This window comes from Thioclava sp. IC9 (assembly GCF_002213225.1).
GTDB classification, from domain to species: Bacteria; Pseudomonadota; Alphaproteobacteria; order Rhodobacterales; family Rhodobacteraceae; genus Thioclava; species Thioclava nitratireducens.
Window position 1 is genome coordinate 611,648 of sequence record NZ_NBNX01000002.1, and the last position, 18,718, is coordinate 630,365.

At 60.5% G+C, this 18,718-nt stretch carries 24 protein-coding genes and 1 pseudogene; 10 read left to right on the top strand and 15 right to left on the bottom strand.

Translation table 11 applies throughout. From position 1 onward, the window contains the following. Positions 1-195 precede the first annotated feature (195 nt). The gene (locus B6V76_RS08390; RefSeq protein WP_206184191.1) at positions 196-921 is read right to left on the bottom strand and encodes a TetR/AcrR family transcriptional regulator; all 726 of its coding nucleotides are present in this window, start codon (positions 919-921) and stop codon (positions 196-198) included. 178 nt (positions 922-1,099) lie between these two features. Here B6V76_RS08390 and B6V76_RS08395 point away from each other — a divergent pair, with 178 nt between their 5' ends. From B6V76_RS08395 to B6V76_RS08405, 3 genes are all read left to right on the top strand, one after another. Further along, entirely contained in the window at positions 1,100-1,411 is a 312-nt protein-coding gene (locus B6V76_RS08395; RefSeq protein WP_075777132.1) for an NIPSNAP family protein, read from the top strand. Between the two features lie 695 nt (positions 1,412-2,106). Continuing rightward, positions 2,107-4,023, top strand: a complete 1,917-nt coding sequence (locus B6V76_RS08400; protein WP_240497828.1) for an SLC13 family permease — start codon at positions 2,107-2,109, stop codon at positions 4,021-4,023. 407 nt (positions 4,024-4,430) lie between these two features. After that, positions 4,431-4,784: a response regulator gene (locus tag B6V76_RS08405; RefSeq protein WP_088722197.1), complete on the top strand. Its 354-nt coding sequence runs from the start codon at positions 4,431-4,433 to the stop codon at positions 4,782-4,784. Between the two features lie 20 nt (positions 4,785-4,804). On the opposite strand, the gene B6V76_RS08410 is transcribed toward B6V76_RS08405, so the two are convergent. Then, the gene (locus tag B6V76_RS08410; protein WP_276206134.1) at positions 4,805-5,233 is read right to left on the bottom strand and encodes an ATP-binding protein; all 429 of its coding nucleotides are present in this window, start codon (positions 5,231-5,233) and stop codon (positions 4,805-4,807) included. On the opposite strand from B6V76_RS08410, the pseudogene B6V76_RS20150 reads away from it, so the two are divergent. After that, positions 5,181-5,294 (top strand): annotated as a pseudogene (locus B6V76_RS20150) (LysE family translocator); the annotation flags it as partial. The gene B6V76_RS08410 and the pseudogene B6V76_RS20150 overlap by 53 nt on opposite strands. Before the next feature lie 157 nt (positions 5,295-5,451). Here B6V76_RS20150 and B6V76_RS19895 read toward each other — a convergent pair. The 3 genes from B6V76_RS19895 to B6V76_RS08420 all read right to left on the bottom strand — a co-directional run bounded on the left by B6V76_RS19895 (position 5,452) and on the right by B6V76_RS08420 (position 6,162). After that, on the bottom strand, positions 5,452-5,613 hold the full coding sequence (locus tag B6V76_RS19895) for a hypothetical protein (protein ID WP_166504569.1): 162 nt from the start codon (positions 5,611-5,613) through the stop codon (positions 5,452-5,454). A gap of 67 nt (positions 5,614-5,680) precedes the next feature. Next, the gene (locus tag B6V76_RS08415) at positions 5,681-5,899 is read right to left on the bottom strand and encodes a hypothetical protein (protein WP_075777128.1); all 219 of its coding nucleotides are present in this window, start codon (positions 5,897-5,899) and stop codon (positions 5,681-5,683) included. 56 nt (positions 5,900-5,955) lie between these two features. Continuing rightward, positions 5,956-6,162 (bottom strand): cold-shock protein, encoded by a 207-nt coding sequence (locus B6V76_RS08420; RefSeq protein WP_075777127.1) that lies wholly within the window; start codon positions 6,160-6,162, stop codon positions 5,956-5,958. Between the two features lie 711 nt (positions 6,163-6,873). Here B6V76_RS08420 and B6V76_RS08425 point away from each other — a divergent pair. From B6V76_RS08425 to B6V76_RS08445, 6 genes are all read left to right on the top strand, one after another. Beyond that, complete coding sequence (locus tag B6V76_RS08425) at positions 6,874-7,143, top strand: DUF982 domain-containing protein (RefSeq protein WP_088727174.1); 270 nt, start codon at positions 6,874-6,876, stop codon at positions 7,141-7,143. A 466-nt stretch (positions 7,144-7,609) separates the two neighbouring features. Next, on the top strand, positions 7,610-7,816 hold the full coding sequence (locus B6V76_RS08430) for a cold-shock protein (RefSeq protein ID WP_075777126.1): 207 nt from the start codon (positions 7,610-7,612) through the stop codon (positions 7,814-7,816). A gap of 181 nt (positions 7,817-7,997) precedes the next feature. Then, positions 7,998-8,150 carry a hypothetical protein gene (locus B6V76_RS19900; RefSeq protein ID WP_157771556.1) on the top strand — a complete coding sequence of 51 codons (153 nt, stop codon included), beginning with the start codon at positions 7,998-8,000 and terminating at the stop codon, positions 8,148-8,150. 358 nt (positions 8,151-8,508) lie between these two features. Then, positions 8,509-9,453, top strand: a complete 945-nt coding sequence (locus tag B6V76_RS08435) for a J domain-containing protein (RefSeq protein ID WP_088727175.1) — start codon at positions 8,509-8,511, stop codon at positions 9,451-9,453. Beyond that, on the top strand, positions 9,450-9,779 hold the full coding sequence (locus tag B6V76_RS08440) for a chaperone modulator CbpM (RefSeq protein WP_088727176.1): 330 nt from the start codon (positions 9,450-9,452) through the stop codon (positions 9,777-9,779). The genes B6V76_RS08435 and B6V76_RS08440 overlap by 4 nt, the downstream gene beginning before the upstream one ends. Before the next feature lie 221 nt (positions 9,780-10,000). After that, on the top strand, positions 10,001-10,207 hold the full coding sequence (locus B6V76_RS08445; protein ID WP_088727177.1) for a hypothetical protein: 207 nt from the start codon (positions 10,001-10,003) through the stop codon (positions 10,205-10,207). A gap of 24 nt (positions 10,208-10,231) precedes the next feature. Here B6V76_RS08445 and B6V76_RS08450 read toward each other — a convergent pair whose 3' ends face one another. The 10 genes from B6V76_RS08450 to dctP (B6V76_RS08495) form a co-directional block, all read right to left on the bottom strand. Beyond that, complete coding sequence (locus tag B6V76_RS08450; RefSeq protein WP_088727178.1) at positions 10,232-11,152, bottom strand: transglutaminase family protein; 921 nt, start codon at positions 11,150-11,152, stop codon at positions 10,232-10,234. 90 nt (positions 11,153-11,242) lie between these two features. Continuing rightward, positions 11,243-11,749, bottom strand: coding sequence for a hypothetical protein (locus B6V76_RS08455; RefSeq protein WP_078540095.1), 507 nt, complete (start codon positions 11,747-11,749; stop codon positions 11,243-11,245). Positions 11,750-11,823: 74 nt separating this feature from the next. Beyond that, positions 11,824-11,961, bottom strand: a complete 138-nt coding sequence (locus tag B6V76_RS19905; protein WP_166504570.1) for a hypothetical protein — start codon at positions 11,959-11,961, stop codon at positions 11,824-11,826. 388 nt (positions 11,962-12,349) lie between these two features. After that, positions 12,350-12,520 carry a hypothetical protein gene (locus tag B6V76_RS19910; RefSeq protein ID WP_088724523.1) on the bottom strand — a complete coding sequence of 57 codons (171 nt, stop codon included), beginning with the start codon at positions 12,518-12,520 and terminating at the stop codon, positions 12,350-12,352. 197 nt (positions 12,521-12,717) lie between these two features. Next, positions 12,718-13,227 carry a TRAP transporter small permease gene (locus tag B6V76_RS08470; RefSeq protein ID WP_199224707.1) on the bottom strand — a complete coding sequence of 170 codons (510 nt, stop codon included), beginning with the start codon at positions 13,225-13,227 and terminating at the stop codon, positions 12,718-12,720. A gap of 12 nt (positions 13,228-13,239) precedes the next feature. Continuing rightward, a complete protein-coding gene (gene dctP / locus B6V76_RS08475) occupies positions 13,240-14,274 on the bottom strand; it encodes a TRAP transporter substrate-binding protein DctP (RefSeq protein WP_088727180.1) in 1,035 nt (344 codons plus the stop codon). A 40-nt stretch (positions 14,275-14,314) separates the two neighbouring features. After that, positions 14,315-15,610: a TRAP transporter large permease subunit gene (locus B6V76_RS08480; RefSeq protein ID WP_088719272.1), complete on the bottom strand. Its 1,296-nt coding sequence runs from the start codon at positions 15,608-15,610 to the stop codon at positions 14,315-14,317. Positions 15,611-15,809: 199 nt separating this feature from the next. Further along, the gene (locus tag B6V76_RS08485) at positions 15,810-17,081 is read right to left on the bottom strand and encodes a TRAP transporter large permease (protein ID WP_199224708.1); all 1,272 of its coding nucleotides are present in this window, start codon (positions 17,079-17,081) and stop codon (positions 15,810-15,812) included. Further along, positions 17,078-17,608, bottom strand: a complete 531-nt coding sequence (locus B6V76_RS08490) for a TRAP transporter small permease (protein WP_240496929.1) — start codon at positions 17,606-17,608, stop codon at positions 17,078-17,080. The genes B6V76_RS08485 and B6V76_RS08490 overlap by 4 nt, the downstream gene beginning before the upstream one ends. Positions 17,609-17,698: 90 nt before the next feature. Further along, a complete protein-coding gene (gene dctP / locus B6V76_RS08495; RefSeq protein ID WP_088727181.1) occupies positions 17,699-18,697 on the bottom strand; it encodes a TRAP transporter substrate-binding protein DctP in 999 nt (332 codons plus the stop codon). Positions 18,698-18,718: the final 21 nt, after the last annotated feature.

Consider the following 18,718-nt stretch of genomic DNA (forward strand, 5'->3'; position numbering starts at 1 on the left):
GCCCGATCCACAGCAAGCCGTCCCTGTTGGTCTTGTTTGTGAGGAATGACGCTATTGGCGATTTATTTATTCGTCAACTGACGACAAACGAAAAGTTGAAGATTCCCTTTCCGCAACGGAAATCGCACAAGTTTTCAGCACCCGCGGAGCCCTCCGCAGACGAAATTGCGACAAAAATGGAGCTAATTGCAGCGCTCAGCGGCCGCTGCACACCTCGACCATGTCCTCGAATCCCGCGAGGAACACACGAACATGCATCGAAACCACCTGATCTTCGGTGAGTGACAGGCTGCTTTGATAGATATGACGCCGAATCGCATAGTGAGAGATCGCACCATGCAGCGTCCACGCCATTTCGCGGAGCAATGCGGGATCTTCCGGCAGCTCCACGCCGCGCTCATGAGCCACCTCACGCATCACCGTCTCCAGCAACTGCATGACGATCGCTGCGATGTAGTCAGGCGCCATATTCGCCTCAGCCAGGGAGGCATAAAGGAACAATCGCAACCACTTGCGCGTCAAGGTGGACTGAAGATAGTCGCGATAGAACGCATCGAGGCGCTTGGAAACGGGCTGCGATCGATCCTGAAGCTCCACGAACCAGACGGCCTTGAAGGCGCCAAGAATCTCTCGGTTATAGACCTCTTTGAGCAGGTCTTCCTTGGTCGGAAAGAAGCGATAGAGAAGGCGCTGGGAGATACCGCATTTCTCCGCCAGCTGACGCGTTTGCCCCGCCAGCCCATTCTCGGCGAAGAATTCAGTAGCGACGTCCAGAATCTGAGCACGGCGCTCGTTGAACGGCATCCGCACAGTCCCCTGCGGCGAACCGGGCTTGCTTCCGGCGCCGTTCGTTTTGGACGAACCTTCAGTCATTTTCGGCTTGGTCTGCACCTTTTCCCCTTGGCACCCCTTGTTGTTCATTCTGGCGCCGGACGCAATGACTTGAGCCTTTTACATTAGCCCATTCCGCAGGAAGGCAAAATCTGTTTTCGTCACTTGACGACTTATATGTTGCGAAAGCCCAGGATTTGGTCGTAGCTTCGGCCCGTCAGGTCGCGCCAGCGCCTGCGATTTTCTGCCCTTCATGCCGGAGCCCAACATGATCTACGAACAACGCACCTATCGCATCACGCCCGGGAAAGCGCCCGAGTTCCTGAAGCTTTATGAGGCCGAGGGCCTGCACATCATCACCCAATACGCGAAGCTGGCTGGATGCTGGATTAGCGACAGCGGCGTGCTGAACGCTGTCACTTTCCTCTGGGCCTATGAGGATTACGGCCACCGCAGCGCACAACGGGCCAAGCTGGGCGCGGACCCGGAATGGCAAGGTTTCGTGCCCAAAATCCTCCCCTATCTCGTGCATCAGGAAAGCATCTTCCTGCAGCCCGCAGCATTCTCGCCACTCGACTGAGACAGGCGTAGGCAGCGCGCACAGGCTTGGCCATCCACTGCGCCGCCTACGTTCTACGACGGATATCCGGCTGACACGTTCACGATACGCGTTTTCCCGACCATGATTTCCGTCGGGTAATGCGTATGCCCGAAATACCACTCGGCCGGCTGATATTGGCGAATGATATCGGTGAGATCGCTCGCGTAGCACCAAGGGAGCGGAGCTTCTGGGGGGAGCGCGGCCGGATGCGGGGCACGATGAGTGACGACAACCGTCGCGCCATCGAACGGCGCCGCCAGCTGCGCGCGCGAAATCGCTCCACAGAGTGCCGCATAGGTAGCGCTTGTTTTCTACGGTGATCTTCCGGTTCTGAGCGGAATTTGCCCCAGCGTCGCGCGCGCTCTTTTCGAGATCACCCTGAAGAACACGGCACCCGAGGAACCCATCAACAATTTCAGCCGGGCCACGCATCCGCACGGTGCGAAAAAAGCCAGATCTGGCTGATGCGAAAAAACGAAAGTCGGTATCTTAGTTGGCATCCGCGGTGCGAACTGACACGTGCCATGAGTTGGCTTTAGAGGTTCATCAGAGCGGATGGACCGGGGACCAGGTCGTCTGGCGATCAGCGAAAAAAGAGCAAAGAACTCCGACCTTCGCTCTGGCAAGGCAAGATAAATGCGTGCGAAATTCCATCTGGTGCGTATCGAAGGTATGTGGTTCCTGCCATCATAGCAGCGGACCTCACGACCAAGGATCGCATGATGACAGCGCCACAAATCACCTTGTTTGCGATTCTGGCCGGAACCCTCGCGCTGTTCTTGTGGGGGAGGCTTCGCCACGACCTGGTTGCCTTGGCTTCGCTGATGGCCTGCGTCTTGACCGGGTTGGTTCCGGCCGATGCGGCGTTTGCAGGATTTGGTCATCCTGCCGTGATCACGGTGGCCTGCGTTCTGATACTAAGTCAGGGGTTACAAAATACCGGGGCGGTAGACTGGCTTGCGGGGGCAATTCTACCTTCCGAGGCAAAGCGTCTGACCAGCATGACGGCGCTCATAGCCCTTTCGGCTGTTCTTTCTGGCTTCATGAACAACGTCGGAGCGCTGGCGCTTCTCATGCCGGTCGCGATCCGGCTCGCCGGGCGGCTGGACCTGACACCCGGGCAGATGCTGATGCCCCTGGCCTTTGGCACGATCCTTGGCGGCATGACCACGCTGGTCGGCACACCGCCCAACCTGATCGTCTCGGGTTTTCGCGCCGAAGCCGGATTGGGGCAGTTCGGTATGTTCGACTATGCCCCCGTAGGTGTGGCGGTCGCCGTCGTCGGCGTGGCGTTCATCGCGCTTCTCGGATGGCGCATCGTGCCTGCGCGCAAACCGATGAGCACGGCAGGCTTCGACACCGGCAGCTATCTGACCGAGGTTCGGGTGCCCGATAAAAGCAAGGCCGTGGGACTGACCCTGCGCAAGTTCGAACGCGGGATTGAAAAAAGCGGCGCGCAGATCATCGGCCTAATCCGCAACGACGTGCGGATGACCGCGCCACATGGCGGACGGCGCATACAGGCGGACGACGTTCTGATCCTGGAGGCCGAAGCTCAAGAGCTGGGCGAAGTATTGTCGGCCTTCGGCATCACGCTGGAAGAGGAAGAGAGCGGGTCGGCACGAGCGGAAAGGAAAGCCGGAGAGACGACGCCACAGACCGAAAACGACGAAGCCGAGAGCAACACTTTCGCCGAGGACACCGCTGCAGCGACGAAGCCTTCGGACCGCGACGAGGATATCGTGTTGCGCGAATTCGCGGTGCTTCCGGGCTCCACGATCGTCGGGCAGTCCGCGACAGACCTGCGGCTGCGGACGCGCTACGGCCTCAATCTTCTGGCCGTCTCACGGGAAGGACGCCCCCCGCGGACGCGGCTGCGGACGCTGAAGCTGAAGCCCGGCGATCTGCTGATGATGCAGGGGCCCGCCGAGATCATGGCCGATTTCATGAACGAGACCGGCTGCGCGCCTCTGGGAGAGCGGGAATTGCATCTTCCCAACGCGCGAATGGCGATCATCGCCAGCGCGCTCTTGCTTGGCTCTATCGGCATTGCCACCTTCGGCCTGCTGCCGGCATCCGTGGCCTTTACGTTGGGGGTTCTGGGCTCGATGCTCCTGCGAACCGTGCCGCCCGGGCAGGTCTACAAAGCCATCGACTGGCCAGTCATCGTCCTGCTGGGATCGCTTATCCCGGTGGCCGGCGCGATGCAGACAACTGGTGCGGCAGATGTTCTGGCGCGTTTTCTGGTCGAGACGATCGCACGCGGGAACGCCATCGCGGCTCTGGCGGCAATTCTGGTCACCACGATGTTCCTATCGGATTTGATGAACAATGCGGCCACTGCAGCGGTGCTGAGCCCAGTTGCCCTGGGCATCGCCGCTTCGCTCGACGTGAACCCCGACAGTTTCCTGATGGCGGTGGCGATCGGGGCATCTTGTGCTTTCCTCACGCCGATCGGGCATCAGAACAACACTCTCATCCTCGGGTCGGGCGGCTTTCGCTTCGGCGACTACTGGAAGCTTGGACTGCCGCTCGAGATGATCGTCGTGGCCGTAAGCTTGCCGCTGCTACTGATCGTCTGGCCACTTTAGACGCTCGCGAGGGCGCGCGCTGACCAGCAGCCGTTTTATCGGATACTAGAAAGCGAGCACCCTATTTCGCGGCAAGTCTTCAAAGCCATCCCCAACGGGCGAAGCCAAGCTCCAAGCGCCACGGACCGGGCTCTGATCGCGGATCATCTCGCGGATTTGCGCCGATCTCGACACGACTGCCGCATTTGTTGCCGAGCGCCCCGTGACGTCCCGGACCGCCTCCGCCGTATTGACCGTGACTGACGCGACACGCACCGAGAATAGATAAATATTAAATTCGCAAGGGAACCTCTCATGTGCGACAGCGTTGGCCAACGTATTCTGTATGCCAGATGCTCTCTCGCTGTGGCGTGTTGTCCTTGTGTCTTGGCAAAGCGCACCTCTTCCTCAGGCACCAAGGTGAAGCGATGCGCAATGACGCAATCAAGGTGCTCGTCGTCGAGGACGAGGCCATCATAAGAATGGATCTCGTTCTCGGGCTCGAAGAACTGGGCTACGATGTGATCGAGGCGAACTCCGCTGATGCTGCACTCAACCTGCTCGAAGCACGGCATGAGATTGACCTGCTAATTACCGATATCGATATGCCAGGCAAAATGGACGGAGTGGGACTCGCGCATGAGGTGCGGCGCAGGTTTTCCGCGTGCCAGATCATCATCATGTCGGGGCATTCAGCGCCCGAAACATTAGACCTGCCCAAGCGCAGTGCTTTTGTGTCAAAACCGATCAGCCCCGGCGAACTCGCCGCGGCCGTCACCTGACGAAAAACTCTCAATATCCTCTATTGCGCCTGAGACGGCATCCGCAGTTTGAAGGTCGTGTCGGCTGAAGCGCTGGACTCGACGGTCAACTCTCCATCGTGGGCGCGCGCGATTTCGGCCGCGATGTAAAGACCGAGCCCCAATCCCTGCAGGCTGCTCTGCTTTCCGGGTCGCGAAAAGTGCTGGAACAGCGAAGCCCGAACCGCATCTGGGATCGGCGCGCCTCGGTTATTGACCGAGAGGAACAATTCGCCGCTTCTTTCAAAGCCCCGCACCTGGATCGGCTGGCTCCGGTCGCCATGCGTCACTGCATTGCCCAACAGGTTCGACAGCAATTGCCCGAGGCACTGCGGATCCGCGACGATCGGATTTGGCAAGTCGATATCGCTCTTGAGCGGAACGGTCGTTCGGCGCTGGTTGTCGAACCCGTTCCGCTTGCGGGTCTTCAATTTCACGATGGCCGCTCTGCTCGTCGGATCGCTCTATCCGGTTCTCGTATTAGAATTCTGACGGCAGAAACCTATCGCTAAGAAAGCGAAGCGGCAGGAGTTTCCTCCCGCCACTTTGCCTCCCGACAAGTCGTGAGGCGAGCATCGTTAAGTTCTTGTGAAACCTCACATCGCTCAGCCCTCTTGCCAGGAACTCCGGTCCCTATTTCCAGGGAAGACTATTCCTGAACACCGCCCGACAGGGCGCTGCGCTCGTCCGATATCTTTTCTTCGGACAAACTCCGGAAGAAGTGGTGCCAAGCAAGGGCTGCATGGCCCTTGGAATGCGCGTGGTCCTTCGTCTGGGACTTCTTGCCCGCAGGCATTTCTTCGACAGCCATATTTCGGCCCTCCATTTAATCCCCGAGAGATACTCGGGAAATTCCTGTGGATGACCGAAATATCCGGTCAGCGTCGCGGCTTCTTCCCGCGCGGAGCCTCTGCCGCGGCACTTTCGTCCGCATCCCGCTCCATGCGCGCCGCGCGCAAGGTCGCGGTCAGCTCCGCTCTTTTCTCGGCGTCATCGTCACGGATGAGGCGCACTGCAGCATCCGTCTTGTCCTGAGCCGTCGTGGCTTTCTTGGGCAGATCACGGAAAAAGCCGTCCACATTGTAATTGCGGGGCATATGCCCTCCTTGGTTGCGAAATCCGGCCCACCGGGCCGGATATGGAACCTTTGCGTTCAGCCGAGCGCCAGATCGCAGGCAGACTCACGCCCGTCGCGTCCGGTTTCGATCTCATAGGTGACGGCCTGTCCGTCATCGAGCTGCGAGAGGCCCGCGCGCTCGAGGGCCGAAATGTGGACGAAAATGTCACGCCCACCGGTCTTCGCTTCGATAAAGCCGAAGCCTTTGGTCTGGTTGAACCACTTCACGGTGCCATTGGCCATCGTGATGTCTCCTCAAATATTGCGGTCCGCGGAATGCGACAGCCCGGCTCAGTCAATTCAAAAAGGCAGACTGAAGCCAAGTAGGGAGACAGGTTGCAGAAGGGAATAACGTAGCTCGATCTGTCTACGCCAGTTTGACCCATTAAGCAAAGGAAATGCGCGGCACTCCATCGCGCTACCCGGCCTCGCCCTGACGAAAGCCGATTAATATCGGGCACAATCAATCTGTTGTGCGAAAACGCGGGCGCGCACTGCAATTTCCTCGCAATCGCGGCGCCGATCGCTTATCTGTGAACTTGCATATCTTAATTCTCGGACCCTGTTCCTTCCGGCTCAGCGACGATCTTGAGCTTTGTCGGGCCGCGCGTTTTCGAAGGCGGCATAAGGAAAAGGAGCCTCACCCGGCCCATAGCGCCGTGACGCCGTTCGAGCAGACCAGCCTCTCAGCAACCATGCCTCGCGGGCTCTGGTCGATAGCACATATTCCACCCCTTGCGGGTTCGCCGCGAGCTTCGCACATCGAAAGTGCCGGATCGTGAACCGCGCGCGTTGACGCTGACGCGTCACGATCCGAACGGAAAGACATCTGGCGCGCAATACCGCGCGTCGACCCAATTCACCGCATGGCGCAGGCCTCGCCCGCACCGTGCCTCCGTGATCGCGCGACCAGTCAGACTGGTCCCTTCACGCACTCTTGGAAAGATACGAAACATGATCGAAATTTACTGGGGCAAACCCATCTCTCTCGTCGTGTCGCCCGAAGGCGACGTTAAGAACTTCAGCACCATCGAACAGGTGCATTACTGGCTTCGCAAGAAGTGGCCCGTCGCCGACTCCGCGCAAGACCATGCGATCGGACGCATCGAGGCCGCGATGGACTGCCTGGGTTCCGTGGGCGATGCGCGCAGCGCCTTCCTCGGTGCCGCGGGCACCGCCGGCTTCGTGCCATGTGAACCAGCGGCTCGTGCCCTTGCGGCCTGACCGGTTCGCCCCTGCGGCACCCCGTCCGTAACGGGGCCCGCCGCGCGAAGTGCCAAGGCCGCAGGCTATGTGATCGAAACTTTTCGACGGCGTATTCCCTTCACCGCAAGCTGACCCTGCCGATCGTGGATACTGGGGACAAAGTCTGGAGCAAGGGCACGGGCGCCTGCTCCCTGGTGATACCGTGCGGGCCTCCCGCCGCCGAAGTAAGCGCGCAGGTCGAGGCGTTTCTCGATTTCAAGCAAGGCCGCCCGCCCTCCCCCCGAATGCGCATCTGGGTTGAGAGACGCATTTCTCATCTCATTTCTCGGTTGCACCTTGTATCGCCACCCGCCCGCCCCATCTATAGGGAGCTTCGTTATTCCGACCGCACCCTGTCTCCTTCATCGGCCTCAGTTTGCTTTTCGATCTGACCGGCCGACCTGCCGCATCCTGCGGGCAGATTTCCAAACGAGGAGACAACACGATGGCCAATGGCACCGTGAAATGGTTCAACCCCGGCAAAGGCTTCGGCTTTATCCAACCCGAGAACGGTCGCAAGGACGTGTTCCTGCACATCAGCGCGCTCGAACGGGCGGGCCTTTCCCAGATCGACGACGGTCAGAAAGTGACCTTCGAGATCGAAACCGGCCGCGATGGTCGGGAATCCGCCAAGGATCTCGAACTCGCCTGATAAAACCGTTCGCGGACCGGCGTCTTCCGGTCCGCGAACGCGCCCATGGGGCGAGAGTCTTCTCTGCTCGAATACCTTTGCGCAGTCCAGGTTCGAAACATCTGTAGAACCACCCATCCGGCATTGCGGATCAGGATGTGCGGGCGGGTTCAAAATTCACCTGTCTACGCGGAGAACGATCATGGGCTATTCCCCTCAAAAGAAACAACTCGACCTCAAGGATTTCCTGAGCCAGCCCGCCAAGAAAGGCTTCCGGAAAGGCGTCGGTTTTCGTCGTGCGCCGACAAATCCGACCCCTGTCAAAGCCGGCGCAAAACAGGCTGTGACGAAATAAACAGCCGCACCGAGTTAACTGATTTCCCCGCTCCCCGAGTGAACCTACCTGATGGCCGCTCCCCAAGAGACGGGGCTGATCAGTCGACGTTCAGCACGAACCATTTTCCTGAATGCTTATTGAGACGTCTTGATGCTGGCTTTGGGTCAAGATTCCCTCATGGGTGGCAGCCTCCTCGCTCGCCGCGTTTGCCGTGGGTTCGCCTCCGTTTGACCCCACACCGCTCAGCACACGGCACTTCGACATTGACGTGGATCACGGACCTAAGACCTCTTCTCGTGGCATCCAACGACAAGTGAACCCATTTCCGCACGCGCTCTGTACTTACGATGCATCGCTCGCCGAACAGGAAACCTGGATGCCCGATGATCCATACAAAGTCCTTGGCCTGACCAAGGCGGCCACAGCTGACGAAATCAAGAAGGCGTATCGCAAACTTGTGCGAACAAGCCATCCTGATTTGCACCCGGATGACGCAGGAGCCGAAGCGCGGTTCAAGGCGATATCGGCCGCTTACGACATCCTGAAAGATCCCGAAACCCGTGCGCGCTACGACGCCGGAGAAATCGATGGCCTCGGTGCAGAACGTCCGCAGCGCCAGTATTACCGTGATTTCTCGGGCTCATCCGACAACGGCTATCATCGACAGCGCGGGTTTGGACCGGATGTCGATCCGGCAGATATCTTCGCTGACATATTGCGCAATCGCGGACGGTCTGGCGCTGGCGACTTCGGCGACCGTGGTTTTTCCGCGCGCGGCGCCGACGCGCGCTATTCGCTCAACGTGCCGTTTCTGGATGCTGCGCGCGGAGCGGAAACCCACATCACGCTGCCCGATGGGCAAAGCCTGACAGTCAAGATCCCACGGGGCACTGAAGACGGCCAGACACTTCGGTTGCGCGGCAAGGGGGCGCCTGGCTATGGCGGTGCTCCTGCGGGGGATGCGTTGATCACCGTCCTGGCGGGGGCTCATCCGGTGTTCGACCGAGACGGCGATGATATCCTGGTAACGCTCCCCATCACTATCGAAGAAGCCGTTCTCGGCGGCAAAGTCACCACGCCGACCATTGACGGCCCCGTCGGGCTCACGATCCCAGCAGGCGCGAATTCGGGCCAGGTCTTACGTTTGCGTGGACGTGGCATCGCCAACGCGAAGCGCAAAACCAAGGGTGATCAGCGGGTTGAGCTGAAGATCGTGACACCACCCAGCATTGACGAGGATCTGCGCAATTTCCTCACCGAGTGGCGCAAGACACATCGCTTCGATCCGCGTGTTGATTTGATGAAGAGGGCCAGCGCATGACGGACAGGTTTTCCGAAGAGGACGTGATCTCCAACGTCACCCGGCTCACAAGAAGTCAGCTTTTGAGCTTTATCGAAGGCGAACTCGTTCGGCCGGCAAAGGGCGAAACGGGTTATATTTTCCGCCGCATCGACATCGCGCGGTTGGAGCTATTATGCGATCTTTCCCATGATCTTGACCTCGACGAAACGGCGTTGGCGATCGTGATGTCGCTCCTTGACCAGCTGCATGCCGCACGACAGGACCTCGTTGCCATTGCACGCGCGATAGACACCCTGCCCTCAGAATTGCAGACGCGTGTCATTGCGGCAATGAAGCAGCCGTAAGCCCAACTCGCCTCTCCTCGTTAGGGAAACAGGCTCGTCTCAAAACGAGGACGTTTCAGGAGAGCATGTCAGGGGTTATTGAGTTATTGCTGCTTTCTTGACCCGCGAGCCTCCCCGGTGCGACCATGTCAATCCGCACCGCAAAGGTTGAGGCTCTTTGCAGGAGTGTGGCGGTTCGTTTCATTAGCTGCCTGAGGGCGGAAACGAGAGGGAGATTGAAAATGGAAGATGCAATTCAGCCCGGCCAAGGCGTTTTTGTGACTGGCGCAGAAAAAACGATCTTCCGGTTTGAAGGACGCGCACGGGATGGCTTCGTGACTATTAGCGGATCAGGCGGCTTCACCTGCGACGTGCCAGACGATTGTATTCAAGCGGTCAAAAAGCGCACCCGGAAGGAATTCGGAAATATCGACTTTCATCGCGACTGAACGCGCAAAGCACCCATCACCTGATTAACGCCTTGGCAGGTCGTCGAAACTTGCCTCCTCCGCCACGGGCACGGCGGCGCGCCCGTTTTGAACGGAGACCTCAACAGAGAGATCATAGAGCGCGTTGCCAAATCCTGAGAAGCTGCCCGAAATCGGTGAGACCTGATGGATGCCTCGACCGACCGCGACCGGTATCAGGTTCTGCGACCCGACGCTGCGATTTGTCGGGTCGAATGCGATCCATCCGGCGCCGGGGACGAATATCTCGACCCATGCGTGGGTCGCCCCTGAGCCAGCCGATCCCACAAGGTTCATTTCGGGATTGAAGAGATATCCCGAGACGATGCGGGCTCCGAAACCGAGATGGCGGACGGCCTCGGCAAGCAGGACCGCGAAGTCGCGGCACGATCCCCAGCCTCGGTCGAGGGTTTCGGTCGGCGACTGGGTGCCCTCGTCGTCCCGGCTCTGGTAGGATACCTGCGTGAACACCCCGGTGCTGATGTCCTTCAACAGAGACAATGTGTCGGTCGGACGCGCCATGACGAAGCCCTCGACCCAGTGGGAAAGGCGGCCTTTGGGGTCTTGGTATTGCGGGGTGGTCAGCGCCCCCAAGTCCGTCCAGTCGTCCGCGGCGTAGAGAAAAGGATACTGGGCTGCCGAGGAAGCGATAGCAAAGACCGGCCAGGCCGACGCCGTCAATTCCACCGTCGCACGGCTTTCGATTGCCAGATGATCAGTCTGACCGTCGAACACGGCAGTGGCGATGGCGTTGCCCGCCACATCATGCGCCCATGTTATGTGCGCCGTGGGCGTAATGGAGAGCGCGTGCGAGAGCAGCCGCAATTCTCGCGTCTCGCGCGGGCGCAGCATCAACCTGTGCGGCCCGAGAGAGACGTCTCCCCGGTATCGGTAGGTCGTTGTGTGAAGAATGTCGAGGCAGGCCAAATGACGCTCCAATACGGTCAGATAAGAGTGGCAGCCACGCCCACAGCCATGTCGGCTAGCAAGGGGGCAGCCAGACGCCTCGCTAAGCCGCTAATTTCTCGGTCGTGTTTCGGGACTCGTCGGCATCCCTTCGTTTTCGGCGGCCAGAATGGAGGCTTCGTAGCGCCGTCTTTCGGGAGCCGGCAGGGGCTCCAGTCTGGATAGATCAGGATCAGGCGATCGGAATACCGAGTAGAGATGGCGCAGATGCGCCTCCGAGACACCATCGGCTTCCATCACGAGGCGCACCATCGGATCCGAAAGCATCTCTTCCACGAAAAAGTCCGACAGGGCACGGCCCGTAAGCTTGTCTCTGGCACGCGCGTGATCGAGATCGGCCAGGGAAACGGTCAGCGTCCTTACCAATCCGGGATGTGTGGCTCTGGGATGAAGCTTCACCATGACGGAAGCTTTCCAGGTTTCGGGGTCCTTCCGATCCGGAGGCGAGACCAGCTCCGTCTCGATCTCATACTCTCCCGCCGGGAGTGTCTCGGCAAACCCCGGAATGTTGAACGGGCGGGAAAAAACCGCGACGGTCTTGCGTGTAAGTTCTTCCACTGGCCTAATCCTCTCACATCATGAGCGAATGACCCGCGCCCTTGCCAGGGCCGGGGCGCGGGTCTGCGCAGGTCTTAAGAAGTCTTGGATTTCGCCGGCGCTTCCTTGCTGGCGGCCTTAGGCTCGCTCTTCTCGGCAGAAGGCTTGGCAGTCTTCTCGGGCGTTGGCTTCAGCGCCGCTGCGGCCCGAGTAGTCAGGTCCTTGAAGGACATGTCATCGATCCTTTTATCGACCGACGTCAATTCTTGGTCCATGTCGGACCGAGATGCTTGTCGCCGGTGTGATCTATGTGGGGACCGGGGACCCAATTTACGATGGTCAGGCGCCGAGGAATCTGAGACCTGGTGCAATCTCCGGTCCGGACCCCGAACTCCTGACGCGCCTCTCGATCCGATATCCGATTCATTCTCGCGGCCCAGTCAATGGCGAAAGACCACGGGTTTCGACTAGGCAAAGCTTGCCCTAGATATCCTCGCTCGAATGCCCCCCCATTTGCGGAGCCTCACCTCCTGAGAAGAACCGGTATCAGGAATATCTAAAGGGCAGATCTATTCGCGTTGTTGCGCCAACTCCGGCTCTCGAAAGAACCCTAAATCCCGATCAAAGCCTGCGCACGGGATTTCCGCCTCCGACGATTGCGCGGATCAGCTCTGCCGTGGCCAGATACACCTCCCCTGCGAGAGATGCGGCAGCCGCGTGTTCACGACTTGTGGCCGCATCTTCGAGCACGCCGACGACCTCGGCCTCAGACAGCAAACCACGATCGTTCATCGCCTCGCAGATCGACAGCGCAGCGAAAGATGAGCTGATGGTATGAACTGCCTGCAGATCGCGCGATCAACGAGGATGAGCGTTGAGTTCGAAGTCGGTTCACCAACCGTCACGAAAAGAGGGGCTTTACCCAGAGGTCAACCAAGGGTCTTTCAGATACCGAAGCGAGGGTCGTCTTGGCGCTTGATGGTCACGCGCTATTGGAGGTCTTGCTGACCGGTGCCGATATCCCTATCCGGCCAGATTGTCGCGTCGAGCAAGTCGAAAAGGAACTGCAACGTCAGCGTCCCGAAACCGAGCGGCAGCAGCGCGTAGGGGATCACCATCGGCGTGCCGAAGCTCGACGAGACCCGCTCGCCGTAATCCCAAGCCTGAAAGGCCATCAGGAAGCCCCGCCATGTCATGATCCCCGCAAACGCCATTCCCGCCAGCGCGATGATCGCCTGCGAACCTCGTTTCACCAAGGGGCGCGCAGTCTCGACGAAGAAGGTGATCCGGATATGGCTATCCGTTCGCTGAACGTCCGCAGCCACCAGAACGGCGACATAGACGATCAGGAACGTGTTGATCTCGAGAGACCAGGACGTCGGCGCCGCGAAGATGTATCGCATCATCGCATCGTAGCAGATCGTCAGAACCATGAAGACCAGAACCAGCTGGCCGAGGAACCGCGTGCCCCGCACGATACGGTTGAAAATCGTCCTCACGGCGCCCTCCCTTTAGCTCGCCCGACCGGTCGCAAGCGCGATGGCGCGCTCGCCAAGGTCCTTGCCGACCTCGTCGATCCAAGCCGCGCGCACCTCTTCGGCCGCCTTGTTCAGAGCTTGCAGATCTTCCTCCGACGGCTCGATCACCTCAATCCCAGCCTTCTCGATCATCGGCCAGTATTCATCCTTGTAGATGACGTCATTGGCCTCCTTCGCGCCGTTCTCGTCGAACCAGTCTGCGGCGGCTTCGAACGCGGCCTTGGCGTCGGCATCCATCGCCTCCCAGCGCTTCGGCGTGACGAAGAGACCGATCCCAAAGCCGGTAATCGGCAGCTTGTAGACTTGGTGCAGCTGCTCTTGCAGCGAGCGGCCGATGATCGTCGAGATGTTGGCGACTGCTGCGTCGACTGTGCCGCGCTGCAGACCCAGATAGAGTTCCGAGGAAGGGATACGCACTGCCGCGCCACCGAAGTTCTCGATGACCTTCGTGCCCTCGAAACTGACGACGCGGACCTTCTTGCCCTTCACGTCGGCAATCGAGCGGACTGGGGCGTCCGAGCTCGACCAGATGTATTCCGGCTGCAGGATGTTGCCCATCATCGAGACCATGTAGAGGTCTTCCTTCGCCAGCTGCTCGTTGATCAGGTCGAACAGCGGACTGCCTTTCTTCAGCCGGTCGGGATTCTCATAAAGCTCTTCTACCACGCCAGGCAGACCGGTCACACCGAGGATCGGCACCGAACGTGTGATGTAGCTCGTGGTATGGAACATGAAGTCGATCGTGCCGGCGCGCAGGGCAGGCAGCTGCTCGTCGGCCTTCAGCAGCTTCGCGCTGTCGTAGTAATCGACCGTGACGGCATCGCTCTTGCTGAGCCGCTCGACGAAACCCGCCGAGCCGTAGGCCAGCGCCTTGTAGCTTGGCGGAAGGTAGCTCACGCCCGTCAGCGTAGTGCTCGCGAAGGCCGGACTGCCAGCCATCCCCAGAACCGCGCTCCCTCCCATGAGTGCGGCCCCGCTTTTCAGGAAATTGCGTCTTGTCTGCGTCATTTTAGGTTCTCCTCCCTTTGAATTTGCAGCAACGATCCGGTCACAGCAGGCTTGGCAGCCAGAGGCTGATCCCGGGAAACAGCACGAAGATCATCAGCATCACGAATTGCACCGCGACGAAGGGCACGATGGAGCGGACGATTTCTTCGACACTGAGCATCGGACACACCCCGCGCAGCGCGTAGAGGTTGAGCCCCACCGGCGGCGTGACCACCGCGATCTCGAGGTTCATCACCAGAATGATCCCGAACCAGAGCGGGTCGTATCCCAAGGTCTGGATCAGCGGCAGCAGGATCGGCGTCGTCACCACGATCAGCGACACCGCGTCGACCAGCATCCCCAGCAGGATCAGCGCCAGCATCAGGATCACGAGGATCCCCCAGTTCGGCAGGCTGGTCGAGGTCAGGCTCTCCGCCACGATCTCGGGCACCCGCACGAGATTGAGGTAATCGCCGAAAATCTTCGCGCAGCCGATGATCAGCAGGATCGTGCAGGAAACCTTGACCGAGGAGGACAGGATCAGCGCGAAGCTGCGCCATGTCAGCGCGCGGAACACCAGAACCGCGATGAGAAACGCTCCCAACGCCCCGAAGGCCGCGGCCTCGGATGGGGTCGCGATGCCGGAATAGATCGAGCCCAGCACGATCGCGACCAGCAGCAAAGCGTGCCAGATACCGGCGAGCGAGCGAAACTTCTCTCCCATCGACGGGGCGGGACCTTCCTCGCGCGGGGCTTGCTCGGGCTTCAGTCGCACGCGGATATAGATGTAGAGCGACAGCGCCGCCGCCAACGCGATCCCGGGCAGGATACCCCCGATGAAGAGCGAGCCGACCGAGACGCCCGACACCGCGCCGTAGATAATGAAGGGCACCGAGGGCGGGATCAGCATCGCAAGCGCACCCGACGAGGCGACCGAACCAGCCGCGAGACCGCGAGAATAGCCGCGCTCCAGCATCTGCGGCACTGCGATGGAGCCCACTGCCGCGACACCCGCGACGGAAACCCCGGACACCGCGCCGAAGATCGCAGACGCACCCACGGTCGCGATCGCCAGCCCGCCGCGTAGCCATTGCAGCCACAGCGCCGCCGCCTTGAACAGGTTCTTGCCCACAGGCGTCGCACCCAGCAAGTTGCCCATTAGGATGAACAACGGCAGCGCGATCAGTTCGAACGAATTGAGCTGGCCGAAAAACGAGGTCGGCGCGAAGAAGAAGGCGAGCGATCCACGCGCCATCCAAAGCCCGAGCAGCCCGCTGGCGCCCAATGCGAGAAAGATCGGCGCGCCGATGCCGATCAGGCCGATCAAGGCAATCACCACGATGACAGGTTCAATCATCCGGCGGGCCTATCCTGTGAAAATCCAAGACGCATATTCTCCTCCCTCTGGTCTCTCCCTGACCATCTGTCTTCGCGAGACTGTCGCAGCCCTCCCCGACCCCGACAAATCCCGCGCCACGCCCGCGGCCCCGCGCGGGCGGAGCGTCCGGGCCACGCTTCGGTCGCGGCCCCGCAATATGTCGCACCGCCCGACCCGGTCACAAGCGAAACGGTATGAAAAGCGCGAGGCCGGGCAGCAGGCACATCGTCACCGCGACGAGCAGCATGAGCAACACGAAGGGCGTCACCCCCTTGATCACCGTGCCGATCCCGGTTTTCGCGATCGCCTGTATGACGAAGAGATTGAGCCCGACCGGCGGCGTGATCAGCGCGATTTCGATCAGCAGGACGAAATAGACGCCGAACCAGACCGGATCGATCCCCAGCCCGATCACGGTCGGCAGGAACACCGGCACCATGATCAGCAGCATCGACATGCTCTCGAGGAACAGCCCGACAAAGAGCAGGATGATAGACACGATCAGCAGAAAGACCCAACGGTTGTCTCCGGCGATCTCGAACATATGCGCGACCTGCGCGGGGATCTGGTAGAGGGTGATCGCGCGACCGAAGATCTTCGCGCCGATGACGATCAGGAAGATCACCGAGGTCGTCATGACGGAATCCCGCACCGCGGCAAGGAAGCCCTTCCAGCTAAGCGAGCGTTGCAGCACCGTGATCAGCAGCGCGACCGAGGCGCCGATGCCCGAGGCTTCGGTGGGCGTGAAAGCGCCGGAGTAGATGCCGCCCAGCATGATCACCGCAAGGATCGCGGTCGGCATGGCCCGGCGGCTCGCCCGGAAGCGCTCGGGCCAGGTAGCTTTCGGCGTGGCGCTCGCGCGCGAACCGATGGTGGAGGCGAACACCGCGTAGATACCGAAGACGACGATCAGGGCGAGGCCCGGACCGATCCCGGCGAGAAAAAGTTTGCCGATGCTTTCCTCGGCGATCACCCCGTAGACGATCAGCGGGATCGAGGGAGGGATCAGGATGCCCAGTGTACCGCCCGCCGCAAGCAGCCCCAGCGTGAAGGATTTGCCGTAGCCGCGATTGGTCATCTCCGGGATCGCGACGGTGCCGACGGTCGCGGCGGTGGTCACCGAACTGCCCGAGATCGCCGCGAAGACACCGCAGGATAGAAGCGCCGCGATGCCGAGCCCTCCGGGCAGATGGCCCACCCAGCTTTGCAGCGCCACGAACAGATCGCGCCCTACCCCGCCGCGCAGCAGGATGTTGGACATCAGCAGGAACAGCGGCACCGCGAGCAGGACAAAGTCATTTACTCCGCCGAAAAGGTTCGCGGGGATCAGCGCAAGCGGCAGCCCCTTGAGCACGATCAGAAGCGTGCCGAAGGTGGCGAGGCCGAAAGCCACCGGCAGCCCTGTCAGCAGCAACGCGATCAGGCCGAGGATAATCATAACCGGGATCATGCGCCCTGCCCCTCGTCTTCGTGAAATTCCGGATCTTCAGCATGGCTGAACTCGGGCGGCGGCCGCATCCAGAGCCGGGCTGCATCCGCGAAGGCCTGCAGCGCGAGCAATGCGTAGCCCACGACGACGGGCGCCTCCACGATCCATTGCGGCATCTGCAGCATGCTCGCCGTTCGTCGCCCCATCTCGAAGCTTTCAATCAACTCGCCCCAGCAGAGCCAGACCGCCATGACGGAGAAGCCGCCAATTACGACCAGCGAGAACAGCTCCACCAGTCGAGCGACATTGGGGCTGCGATTTGCGATCAGCGCGGTGATCCGGATCATCCGCCGATGGCGCAGGCTTTGCGCCATCGCGATGAAGGTCAGCCACAGCATCAGTGTCGTCGCGACATCCGCCGTCCAGCGCGTCGGCGCGTGCAGAACATAGCGCGCGAGCGCCTCGTAGCTGACCATGCAGCAGATCGCGACGATGGTGATATCAGCCCCCCACGCTGCGATGGAGGAAACAGCGTCGACGGCCCGCAAGGCGCGCGGACCGCCCGGGGAACCGGAGCCCCCCGAAGGGGCCTCCGACCGCTGAGGAATATGCTCATCCATAATGGCGCGGAGCCGCGATCAGTAGAGCGCGCGAACTTCGTCAACCAACTTCTGGCCGACATCGCCCGCATCTTTGATATAGATATCGATCGCCGGGGCCGAAGCCTTGCGCCACTGCTCCATCTCATCGTCGGTCAGGTCGGTCACCGTCGCGTTGCCGCTTTCTTGCAGCCATTTCGCGGCATCCTCGTTCTCCTGCCGGGTATTGGCCCGCATCGACATCTCGGCATCATGCGCGGCCTGATCGACCCAGCCCTTCTCCTCGTCGCTCAGCGAAGCGTAGACATCGGGATTGATGACAACGATGAACTCGGCCAGCGCGTGGTTCGTCATTGTAACGTTGTTCATCACTTCATAGAGCTTGCGCGATTTTGTGGCGGTCGTGCCGCTCATGCCGATATCGACGGTGCCGCGCTGATAGGCCATGAACTGCTCGGAGCCGCCCATCACAACCGGTGTGCCACCCACAGCCTCGATGAAGTCACCCGAGGGCTTGCCCAGAGCGCGCACCAGTTTGCCCTTCATGTCGGCGGGGGTGCGGATCGGCTCGTCCTTCGAGAGAATCTGGACCGGGCCGTAATCCTGCCACCAGAGAACCTTCGTCCCGGTCTTGCCGATCAGCTCGTCGAAGGTCTTGCGCACCGGGCTGTCGGGCTCGGCCGCCTTGGCGAGCACATCATAGCTCGGGAACAGGAAGGGCTCGCTGAAGATGCCGGCGGCGGGGACGGTGCCGGAATACTCGTCCGCCAGCACGACGCCCATGTCGATCGCGCCGCTCGCCACTGCTTTCGGGACCTCGCTCCCTTTGAAGAGCTGCGCGCTATCATAGATCTCGACCTTGATATCGCCGCCAGAGAGCTTCTCAACCTCGTCCTTGAAGGTCACGAGGTTCGCTCCGATCGGATGATCGACCGACACCTGAACGGTCGCGCGCAGGGTCTTTTCGGCCATCGCCTGTCCAGTGGTGCCGATCAGCGCGCTGCCGACGAGCATCGCAGCAATTGCGTATGATTTCATGATAGTCCTCCCAATGAATAC

Coding starts and splice junctions, on each gene's coding strand:
- B6V76_RS08480 (WP_088719272.1), bottom strand. CDS start 15,610: ATGATTGAACCTGTCATCGTGGTGATTGCCTTGATCGGCCTGATCGGC.
- B6V76_RS19905 (WP_166504570.1), bottom strand. CDS start 11,961: ATGTCCTTCAAGGACCTGACTACTCGGGCCGCAGCGGCGCTGAAGCCA.
- dctP (WP_088727181.1), bottom strand. CDS start 18,697: ATGAAATCATACGCAATTGCTGCGATGCTCGTCGGCAGCGCGCTGATC.
- B6V76_RS19900 (WP_157771556.1), top strand. CDS start 7,998: ATGGGCTATTCCCCTCAAAAGAAACAACTCGACCTCAAGGATTTCCTG.
- B6V76_RS08390 (WP_206184191.1), bottom strand. CDS start 921: ATGAACAACAAGGGGTGCCAAGGGGAAAAGGTGCAGACCAAGCCGAAA.
- B6V76_RS08405 (WP_088722197.1), top strand. CDS start 4,431: ATGCGCAATGACGCAATCAAGGTGCTCGTCGTCGAGGACGAGGCCATC.
- B6V76_RS19895 (WP_166504569.1), bottom strand. CDS start 5,613: ATGGCTGTCGAAGAAATGCCTGCGGGCAAGAAGTCCCAGACGAAGGAC.
- B6V76_RS19910 (WP_088724523.1), bottom strand. CDS start 12,520: ATGAACGATCGTGGTTTGCTGTCTGAGGCCGAGGTCGTCGGCGTGCTC.
- B6V76_RS08435 (WP_088727175.1), top strand. CDS start 8,509: ATGCCCGATGATCCATACAAAGTCCTTGGCCTGACCAAGGCGGCCACA.
- B6V76_RS08430 (WP_075777126.1), top strand. CDS start 7,610: ATGGCCAATGGCACCGTGAAATGGTTCAACCCCGGCAAAGGCTTCGGC.
- B6V76_RS08395 (WP_075777132.1), top strand. CDS start 1,100: ATGATCTACGAACAACGCACCTATCGCATCACGCCCGGGAAAGCGCCC.
- B6V76_RS08440 (WP_088727176.1), top strand. CDS start 9,450: ATGACGGACAGGTTTTCCGAAGAGGACGTGATCTCCAACGTCACCCGG.
- dctP (WP_088727180.1), bottom strand. CDS start 14,274: ATGACGCAGACAAGACGCAATTTCCTGAAAAGCGGGGCCGCACTCATG.
- B6V76_RS08485 (WP_199224708.1), bottom strand. CDS start 17,081: ATGATCCCGGTTATGATTATCCTCGGCCTGATCGCGTTGCTGCTGACA.
- B6V76_RS08415 (WP_075777128.1), bottom strand. CDS start 5,899: ATGCCCCGCAATTACAATGTGGACGGCTTTTTCCGTGATCTGCCCAAG.
- B6V76_RS08445 (WP_088727177.1), top strand. CDS start 10,001: ATGGAAGATGCAATTCAGCCCGGCCAAGGCGTTTTTGTGACTGGCGCA.
- B6V76_RS08425 (WP_088727174.1), top strand. CDS start 6,874: ATGATCGAAATTTACTGGGGCAAACCCATCTCTCTCGTCGTGTCGCCC.
- B6V76_RS08420 (WP_075777127.1), bottom strand. CDS start 6,162: ATGGCCAATGGCACCGTGAAGTGGTTCAACCAGACCAAAGGCTTCGGC.